Origin of the sequence: Massilia alkalitolerans DSM 17462 (assembly GCF_000427785.1) — a bacterium.
Lineage (GTDB): Bacteria > Pseudomonadota > Gammaproteobacteria > Burkholderiales > Burkholderiaceae_D > Telluria > Telluria alkalitolerans.
The window spans coordinates 1-8672 of sequence record NZ_ATYR01000057.1 but is presented as its reverse complement, the minus strand read 5'-3'; the positions used below and the strand labels follow the sequence as shown (position 1 = coordinate 8672).

General features: G+C 55.5%; 7 protein-coding genes. 1 reads left to right on the top strand and 6 read right to left on the bottom strand.

Translation table 11 applies throughout. The features are described from left to right. The first annotated feature begins 70 nt into the window (after window positions 1-70). Window positions 71-1329, top strand: a protein-coding gene (locus tag YWC_RS0126450; protein WP_229413060.1) for an IS3 family transposase whose coding sequence is annotated in 2 segments (ribosomal slippage) — window positions 71-401 and window positions 401-1329 — 1260 coding nt in all. Because the reading frame shifts where the segments join, the coding sequence is not laid out codon by codon here. A gap of 504 nt (window positions 1330-1833) precedes the next feature. On the opposite strand, the gene YWC_RS0126440 is transcribed toward YWC_RS0126450, so the two are convergent. The 6 genes from YWC_RS0126440 to YWC_RS33970 form a co-directional block, all read right to left on the bottom strand. Then, a complete protein-coding gene (locus YWC_RS0126440) occupies window positions 1834-2583 on the bottom strand; it encodes a GAF domain-containing protein (protein ID WP_027868047.1) in 750 nt (249 codons plus the stop codon). 238 nt (window positions 2584-2821) lie between these two features. Next, on the bottom strand, window positions 2822-4882 hold the full coding sequence (locus YWC_RS31060) for a putative bifunctional diguanylate cyclase/phosphodiesterase (protein ID WP_084416622.1): 2061 nt from the start codon (window positions 4880-4882) through the stop codon (window positions 2822-2824). Between the two features lie 109 nt (window positions 4883-4991). Continuing rightward, window positions 4992-6704, bottom strand: coding sequence for a methyl-accepting chemotaxis protein (locus YWC_RS34145; protein ID WP_051306782.1), 1713 nt, complete (start codon window positions 6702-6704; stop codon window positions 4992-4994). A 34-nt stretch (window positions 6705-6738) separates the two neighbouring features. Beyond that, on the bottom strand, window positions 6739-7215 hold the full coding sequence (locus YWC_RS0126425; RefSeq protein WP_027868046.1) for a chemotaxis protein CheW: 477 nt from the start codon (window positions 7213-7215) through the stop codon (window positions 6739-6741). Between the two features lie 468 nt (window positions 7216-7683). Beyond that, on the bottom strand, window positions 7684-8367 hold the full coding sequence (locus YWC_RS32490; protein ID WP_229413208.1) for a GGDEF domain-containing protein: 684 nt from the start codon (window positions 8365-8367) through the stop codon (window positions 7684-7686). Window positions 8368-8463: 96 nt separating this feature from the next. Continuing rightward, a partial coding sequence (locus YWC_RS33970) for an integrase core domain-containing protein (protein WP_027868044.1) occupies window positions 8464-8672 on the bottom strand: 209 nt, incomplete at its 5' end.

Genomic DNA, 8672 nt, shown 5'->3' with positions numbered 1-8672 from the left:
TGAGATAGCCCCTTGAAGTACCAGACACAGTCAATGCTGTATCCTTACGGATAGGAATAAGACTGTGAGTATGACTAGAAACAACCAAACCATCGAAGTCGTGACGGTGTCCGAAGAGCGACGCCGCCGTTGGTCAGTGCAGGAAAAGGCTGCGCTGGTTAAGGAAACGTACGAGCCGGGCATGAGCGTGTCGCTGGTGGCCCGCAAGCACGGCATCAGTGCCAGCCAGCTGTTCAACTGGCGCAAGCTCGAGCGGGAAGGCGCCCTGGTGGCGGTGCAATCAGGTGAATCGGTCGTGCCAGCGAGTGAGTTGGCGGCGGCGCGCGCCCAGATCGCGCAACTGCAGCGCATGCTGGGCAAGAAGACGATGGAGGCGGAGATCCTGCGCGAAGCGGTCGAGCTGGCTCGCGAAAAAAAGTGGATTGCGCGCTCACCCTTATTGGACAAGGACGGGCAGTAAAGCCTGTCTGCGTTGTCCTTGGTGTAGCGCGCTCGCACGTGATTGACCTTCTTGCCCGACCCGCGGACTGGGTCGACAAGCGCACCGTGGCCAGGCTCGACCCGGTCGCCGACGCGATGATTGCCGACGCGGTACGCGCCGAGATCACGGCGCTGCCGACCTATGGTTACCGTCGTGCTGGCGCCCTGGTGAACCGTACGCGAAGCCTGATGGGCCTGCGTCCAGTGAACCACAAGCGCATGTACCGCGTGATGAAGGAGCAGGGTTTGCTGCTGCCGAAATCGCCTAGGCGTAGTGACAGCGGCCGCCCTCACGACGGCAAAGTGATGGTCGAAGAGTCGAACCAGCGCTGGTGCTCGGATGGCTTCGAGATCGCCTGCGACAACGGCGAGGTGGTGACTGGCGTGTTCATGAAGGACTGCTGCGACCGCGAGATTATCGCCTGGCGTGCCTGGATCGGACGTGGCCTGCCCGGTGAGCCGGTGCGCGACATGATGATTGAGGCCGTGGAAGCACGTTTCGGCAGCACCGACGAGCGGGCGATCACAGTGGAATTCTTGAGCGACAATGGCGGCGCTTTCCGGGCTATCGAAACGCACGCTTTGGCCCATCAACTGGGCATCAGGCCGGTGCATACGCCAGTGAACAGCCCGCAGTCGAACGGCATGGCAGAGAGCTTCGTGAACACGTTTAAACGAGATTACGTCGGCGGCATGGACCGCAGCAGCGGCGCTGTCGTGCTGACTCAGTTGCCCGACGCATTCAAGCATTTCAACGAGGTGCATCCGCATTCAGCGCTCGGCTACAAATCGCCGCGGATGTTTAGGAAAGAGCGACGCCGTCAGGCTCTGGAAACTGACGCTAACTAAGCATCAGGCTGTGTCCGGGAAAAGCGGGGCAAGATCAGTACCACAAGGGAGTTCTTTGCCATGGTAAGCGATAGGCATCATTAAAGATCGTGGCGTCTGCCCCATCGGTCAAGGCAGACGTAAACGTGCAGTCTGAACATCAAGTAGCGGAGTGTTTTCGTAAAGCCCAAAACTATTGCCGAGCACTTCTTCCGAATATGCGGATGCTTGTAATAGCTCATAAGTGACCGCAACAATCGAAAACACGCGATTAACGCTAGTTGAAAAGTACGCTCTGCAAAAGCAGTTGTGTGTCAGATTCTTAAAGCATCCTAGAAAGTCGGGGAATCTCCTAAGATTCGGTCTATGCGTCTGCAACTGATTCGACACCTTCATCTAGAAACCACATGGTTTTTGTGACTACCTTGCGCATCCAGGATTCCGCCTTCGCCAGCCAGCTGCTCTATCGGCGCTTGTTTGGCCAACTTTCGATGCTTACGCGCGGTCAGCGGTGAGCCGTGCATATTAGGGCATCCGAGCCTGAAACTCAGACGTCGCAATATTTGCCAGATCGCATAGAGACTGGAATTCGGCCGTTCGTAGCCGACGCGGCTCGCGGTCGATCACGCACAACGTCCCCATCGGAAGGCCGGAATGGTCGCGTAGCGGCACCCCTGCGTAGAAGCGGATACGCGGCTCGGCTAGCACAAGCGGGTTCTTACAGAAGCGCTCGTCGGTCGCGGCGTCTTCGACCGTGAAGGGCGCATCCTCCAGGATGGCATACGAACAGAAGGCCCATTCCCGCGGGGTTTCATGCAGGTGCATACCGACCCGCGCCTTAAACCATTGGCGGCGCGCGGTTAATAGCGTGATCAGGGCGATCGGGGATTTAGTGACTGTCGTTGCCAGCCGGACAATGCGGTCAAAGCGCTCTTCCTGCGAGCTGTCTACCAGGGCCGATGCAGCAAGCGCTGCTAGCCGGCGGGATTCGTCAACGTGAATTGGGTAGCGTTCGTCATCCTGCAGAACGAATTCAGGATCAGTCAATCCCCGCATCGGCGTCTCGCTGGAGAGTGAACCCGACAAGGGGGCGGCATGGTCCAGCATTGTTTGGATCGTGCTCATGTAGGTGCGGCGGTGTCCGCCGGGGGTTTTCCACGACGGAATCGCACCGCTCTCCATCCATAACTGTACTGTGCTGGTGGCAACGCCCAACATGCGGGCTGCGGCGCTGGTAGTAAGGACCGGGTCCTCATTGGTGACCTTGCTTTGCATTATTGATTTTAATTATCCGTTTGCGTAGTCAAAATGACAAATAGCGTGCGTAAAGTTCCCGAAATATCCAACGGCTTATTCTAGCAAAAACGAGCGTAGGAAATCTCGCCCATACGGACGGGGCGACAATATCGAGATGGACCATCGCTGCTGAGTGAGCCAACCTCAATTCGCTATCTTCGAAAGTTTAGAAACCTGATGCCCCGAAGAGGGCAGCGTAAGGCAGAGTGAGCTGCGTTCACACCTTTTCCTTGCGCTCGAGTAAACATCTTGTATAGAAGGACTCGGCCGATACAGGCCTGCTAATAACGTAACCTTGGATACTGTCGCACTCAGTGCCTTCTAAAATTTCGCGTTGCTCTTTCGTTTCGATTCCTTCGCAGATCACATGCAAGTCTAGGGATTTAGCTAGAGCGACGATCCCTTTGATTAACGGTAGTGCCCCCTTATCGATCGATAGACCAGTGACGAATGAACGGTCGATCTTTATAGCGGTAACTGGCAACCGACTGATGTAGGACAGATTTGAATAGCCAGTGCCGAAGTCGTCAAGTGCAATACGGAAGCCCTTCTGTTTCAGGCTTGCCAAGATCTGCGACATTGTGTCGAAGTCCTGCGCGAGCATGCTTTCGGTAACCTCGAGCTTCATGGCTTCTGCACTCACGCCGTGACGTTTAATGGCTTGGTTCATCATCTCAGGCAAGTCGCGGTTCGAAAGCTGGCGTGCTGATACATTGACCGACATCTTGATCGAGAATCCCTTATCATTCCACTGACGAAGCTGGCGGCATGCTTCGTCAAATACCCATTTACCCATCTGGATGATAAGCGGCGATTCCTCGGCAATATCGAGAAACGCGGCCGGGCTAAGCAATCCAAATTCAGGGTGCTGCCACCTGACCAGTGCTTCGGCACCGATTACACTGTTGTCTCGCAAACTAACTTGCGGCTGATAGTGCAGCAGGAACTGACCAGCTTCAAGCGCGTGCAGCATCTCCTGTCTCAGTCGATGGCGCATGCGACTCCAGTCGCTCACACCGCTGTCGTAGACGCTTAGTGAATGACGTCCGTTTGCTTTGGCTCGATACATGGCGGTGTCGGCCCAGCTGAGCAGTTCGTCTGCGGTGACCGCTGTTCCTTTGAGGGCCAAGGCAATGCCGATGCTTGCTCCGATGGTAATATCTTGGCCATTAAGTGATATTGGCGCTGCGATCACATCAAGCAGTTGTGCGGCAAGGTTGCGTATCTGCGTCTCTTGGCCACCCGATATAATGACAACGAATTCATCCCCGCTTATTCGTGCTGGAACGCATGTATCAGATGCGAATTTTCCCAGGCGGCTGCCAATCTTCTCCAGTACCACATCGCCCGCCGCGTGACCGAACGCGTCATTGACTTCTTTGAAGTGGTCCAGGTCAATGAAGATCGTCGCGACATTTTCTCCTGCCTCGGCACTTACCCTAAGTCGGCGGGTAAGTGTCGTGAGACAGGCGCTGCGGTTTGGTAGTCCTGTGAGCGGGTCATGCGTTGCAGCATAGACTAGCGCGAGCTCATGTTTTTTTCGACCAGTTATGTCCATGAAGAACACGGTCAGCCCATCCGGTGCGGGATACGCTCTGGCTTCCAGCCATTTTCCTAACGGGGCGTAAAAGGTTTCGCACTGGCCATACTGCTGGGTGCGCATCACACGGTGATACGTCTCATAGAAAACCGAATCGACTGCTTCGGGAAATTCCGCCCACACGTTCTTTCCGATGAGATCTTCAGGCCGTCTTTCGAGCCACACTCCAGCCTGGGCGTTCATATAGGTGAAAGTCCACGCGCGGTCGAGTGAGAAACACCCTTCAGTAATACTGTTGAGAACAGAGGTTACTTGGGCGCTGGCGAGGAGCGCCGCCTGCTGGGCTTCCTGGCGTGCCGTAACATCATGCTGGATGCCGAGAAAGTGTGAAATACCGCCAACCTCATCGGTAACTGGAAACACGTAGAGGTGTGTCCAGAGCAACTGGCCATCTTTGCGGTAGTTGCGAAACAGTGCTTCGCATGGCGTGCCAGTGCGGATCGCATTCGACACAATCGCACGACCAGGCTGCTCCCTGTCGTCTCCTTGAAGGAGCCGGCAATTGCGGCCAAGTACTTCATCGGCTCGATAGCCGGTGACATGCTCGAAAGCCGGGTTCACGAAAACAATCGGATTATCGCGAGCTTTGGCGTCAGTGATCACTATTGGTGAACTACTGAGCTGTAGCATCGCACGAAAAAATCTCTCTGCATTCTCGGCGTTGCCACGAAATTCCATCTGTTCTCCTGTTGTTTCCAACGATCTTACTTCACACTTTTCCGCTGGCGCGCACGTGTAGCGCGCAAAAATGCTCCCGAAGGGGCATCATTAAGTAAAGCAACGGGAATCAGAATGCTTCCCAATCCACTGCCTCTGCCTTTGCTGTCTTGCGCGGCGTTTCGGTCGGCCGCGTCAGAACTGGCCGCGTTGTCTTGGCGGACGGTCTGGCGGGCTTCGCTACTGTCCGGTTGATGCCAACAGCGACTGCAGCAGGCGTGTCGGCGCCAAGCTTGAATACGCTTACCACTTCAGCCAGATTCGCTGCCTGCTCCTGCATTGCTTCAGAAGCCGCGGCAGCTTCTTCCACCAAGGCAGCGTTCTGCTGCGTAACCTGATCCATTTGCGCTACGGCCTGATTGATCTGGCCGATGCCCATGGTCTGCTCCTGGCTGGCCGAAGAAATCTCAGCCATGATGTCTGTAACGTGCTGGACGCTTTCAACGATCTCGCTCATGGTAGCGCCGGCATCAGCAACTAACTTGCTGCCGATTTCTACCTTCTCGACCGAGTTGCCGATGAGTTGTTTGATCTCCTTCGCAGCGCTGGCCGAGCGCTGCGCCAGCGTGCGAACCTCGGACGCCACCACTGCAAATCCACGGCCCTGTTCGCCAGCCCGGGCCGCTTCGACTGCAGCGTTCAACGCCAGGATATTTGTCTGGAAGGCGATGCCGTCAATGACCGTGATGATGTCCACAATCTTCTTCGCCGAATCGTTGATTTGTTCCATGGTTCCAACCACTTCATGGATCACAGTGCCGCCTTTAACCGCGACTTCCGAAGCTTTGGCAGCAAGCGTATTGGCTTGACGTGCGTTCTCGGCGTTCTCCGTAACGGTGGACGTCAGTTCTTCCATTGAAGACGCGGTTTCCTCGAGTGAGCTGGCCTGCTGCTCTGTGCGCGAGGACAGATCCATATTGCCTGCCGCAACTTGCGCCGAAGCCGTCGCGATCGCATCAGTACCCATGCGCACCTGACCGACAATTGTTGCCAGGCTATCGCGCATTTGCTTCATGGCGAACATCATGCTCGATTTGTCTTCTGGCTTGGTCGTGATCGTGACATTCAGGTCACCACTGGCAATCTTTGCCGCGATGCTTGATGCCTCGTTTGGCTCGCCGCCGAGCTGGCGGGTGAGGTTGCGCGTGATGAGCATGCCCAGAGCTGCGCCAACAAGGGCGCCGCCAAGAGTCAGCGCAATCATCAAAGTGCGGCTGGAATTGAACAGATCAGTGGTTTCCACTGCTGCGGCCTTGGCGCGGACTTCCTTCTGTTCGGACAACTTGGCGAGCATGTCGTCTAGAGCATTTGCATGCTTACGCGTGTCCACCAGTGCAGCACTCAAGGCTTCGCCACGCTGCGGAAACGCCTCAGCTGCGCCCAAGGTGAATACGCGCTCCATGTCACGCTCGTAGTCAGCCGACACTGTCGCTACCTCGGCGAAAATACGCTTCGCTTCCTCAGTGACGAAAAGCGGCTTTGCAGCTTCCAGATGTTCCTTCACCGCTGCGGTGTACTTACGTACGTTTGCGAGATTGGTATCCCGCTCCTGCTGAGTTGTCGCCAGAAGATAGTTGCCACGGGCCCGCCCAACATAGATCAAATTGATGTTGGCTTGCTTGATGTGGGAGAGGCCGACCAGCTCCCGCTCATACATATGATCGGCTAAGTCATTGACGCGGCCCATATTGAAGATGCCGATCATGGCTACGATCGCGCCAAGAAGTGCAAGGGAAAGGAAACCGGCAATTAGTTTAGTTCCAACTTTTGTGTTCGCGAACATGTGTGCCTAATGGGAGAGAAATATGGATGAAGTGTTACGCAGCAAGACGTTCTTCAAACCCGAGCAGCTCGCTGGATGACATCAGTCCGACGATGTCGACGAGGATAAGCATGCGCTCATCAAGCGTGCCAAGGCCGGTCAGGTAATCTGCGCTTAGTGCGCTGCCCATGTCGGGCGCTGGCAGGATTTGCTCGGCCGTCAGGTTTGTGACATCGGAAACACTATCGACGACCATACCGACGATCTTTTTCCCGAGGTCCAGAACGATCACGACTGTCGTGCTGTCATAGGTGGGATCCGACAAGTTGAACTTGATCCTCATGTCCACGACCGGTACGATCACGCCGCGCAAATTAACGACCCCTTTGATGAAGTCAGGCGCATTTGCTATGCGCGTGACCGGCTCGTATCCACGGATTTCCTGAACTGTAAGGATATCTATGCCGTATTCTTCCTGACCTAGTTTGAAGGCCAGAACATCCTTGCTGGGGCCTTCGGTATTCGTATTCATGTTAGATAGATCGGCTGGTATTGCTACCAACGGTCTAGAGTTTGCAGTTTAGTTATAGTACTGCACCGTAAGATGAATCCTACAAATGTTTAACTTACTAACAACAAGAATTAACCTTCTTGTTGTGCTATGGCAACGTTGAAACAGTTGTAGTTGTGGATACTACGTATGGTTCTGGCGATAGAAACGAATCGCTCTAGTGTCGAGCACGACAGTACGAGTCATTCTAGAAGTGAAGAAATTGGTTGCGGAGTCAAGGATGAGACCGGCTGCGCTGGGCATACGGTTCTCTGCAATGCTCGAGCGGGTCGGCCGTTGTTGCGGAATGAACGGCTGAGATCGGCTAGAGGCGGACTTTACAGTCCAGCCTAACGTTGCTGCAAAGCCCAGCACTGCGGCCAGCTCCACGTCAGTTAGCTCAGACCATACGATGACAAGCGTCTATCATTGATAGCGGAGCAGTCTTGTTTAGGCGCGGCGTGGCACGAGTGACAACGGAGGCTCATGGCATTTTACTTCCACGCGGTCGCGCCCTGCCGCTTTAGCAGCGTATAGCGCTTCGTCAGCGCGGGCCATGGCGAATTTGATGTCCTCTCCCGGCGAGAACAACGTAACTCCAATAGATAACGTGAGTACAGGCGATGAAGCTCGAGCTTGATCCGCGTGACGCACAGCATGCTGCAGTTTGGCGCCGACAGCAGCCGCGCCGTGGAGACCTGTGTCAGGCAGCAGAAGAACAAACTCGTCACCGCCGAGCCGAGCTACACAATCCACGACACGCAACATGTTATGCGCCGCATGGGCTACGCGCAGCAGTGCTGTGTCTCCTGCTTCGTGCCCCCAGCTGTCGTTGATAGTTTTAAAGTTATCAAGATCGACCAGCAACAAGGCTAATGGTCGTCCGTTCCGTTCTGCACGCGCCATCTCACGTGCGGCGATCTCAAAGAATGCGCGGCGCGATGCTGCGCCTGTTAAGTGGTCATGATTGGCCGCGTGTTCAGCCCGGACAACGATCTGCCGATGTGTGATCAGCAAGGCGCCAATCGCAAGTGCAGGCAAGGCCACCGAAACGGCAGTAAGGAAGGAGACGCTCCAGACGCTCGGCTGTAGTAGCGAACTTGGTGGAGTGCTTGCCAGCAGCAACCACGCCATTCTGCCGGCATGGCCAAGTGCGACCAGTACGCACATAGCTAGCACAAAGATGTAGATTAAAGTGGACCCATCAGTCAAGACACTGAGCCGGCTAGTTTAAGCTGTGTCCATTTCCACTTTCGCAGCTGTCCGGCGCTGCCCCGTTTCGCCGTTTTTCTCCGGCGCCTGGTCCGCGTTGCTAAACTTGTCGACGATCAGCGCGCCTCCCCCAACACCAGCAATGTAGACATGGTCCGGCGTCTCATAGCCCAGCGCCTGATGCGGACGCTCGGCGTTGTAGAACGCAAAGTACTGCGCCAAACCCA

Bases quoted from the DNA above. Each gene is read 5' to 3' on its own strand.
- YWC_RS0126440 (WP_027868047.1), bottom strand. From the start codon at position 2,583: ATGCAAAGCAAGGTCACCAATGAGGACCCGGTCCTTACTACCAGCGCC.
- YWC_RS31060 (WP_084416622.1), bottom strand. From the start codon at position 4,882: ATGGAATTTCGTGGCAACGCCGAGAATGCAGAGAGATTTTTTCGTGCG.
- YWC_RS34145 (WP_051306782.1), bottom strand. From the start codon at position 6,704: ATGTTCGCGAACACAAAAGTTGGAACTAAACTAATTGCCGGTTTCCTT.
- YWC_RS0126425 (WP_027868046.1), bottom strand. From the start codon at position 7,215: ATGAATACGAATACCGAAGGCCCCAGCAAGGATGTTCTGGCCTTCAAA.
- YWC_RS32490 (WP_229413208.1), bottom strand. From the start codon at position 8,367: ATGGCGTGGTTGCTGCTGGCAAGCACTCCACCAAGTTCGCTACTACAG.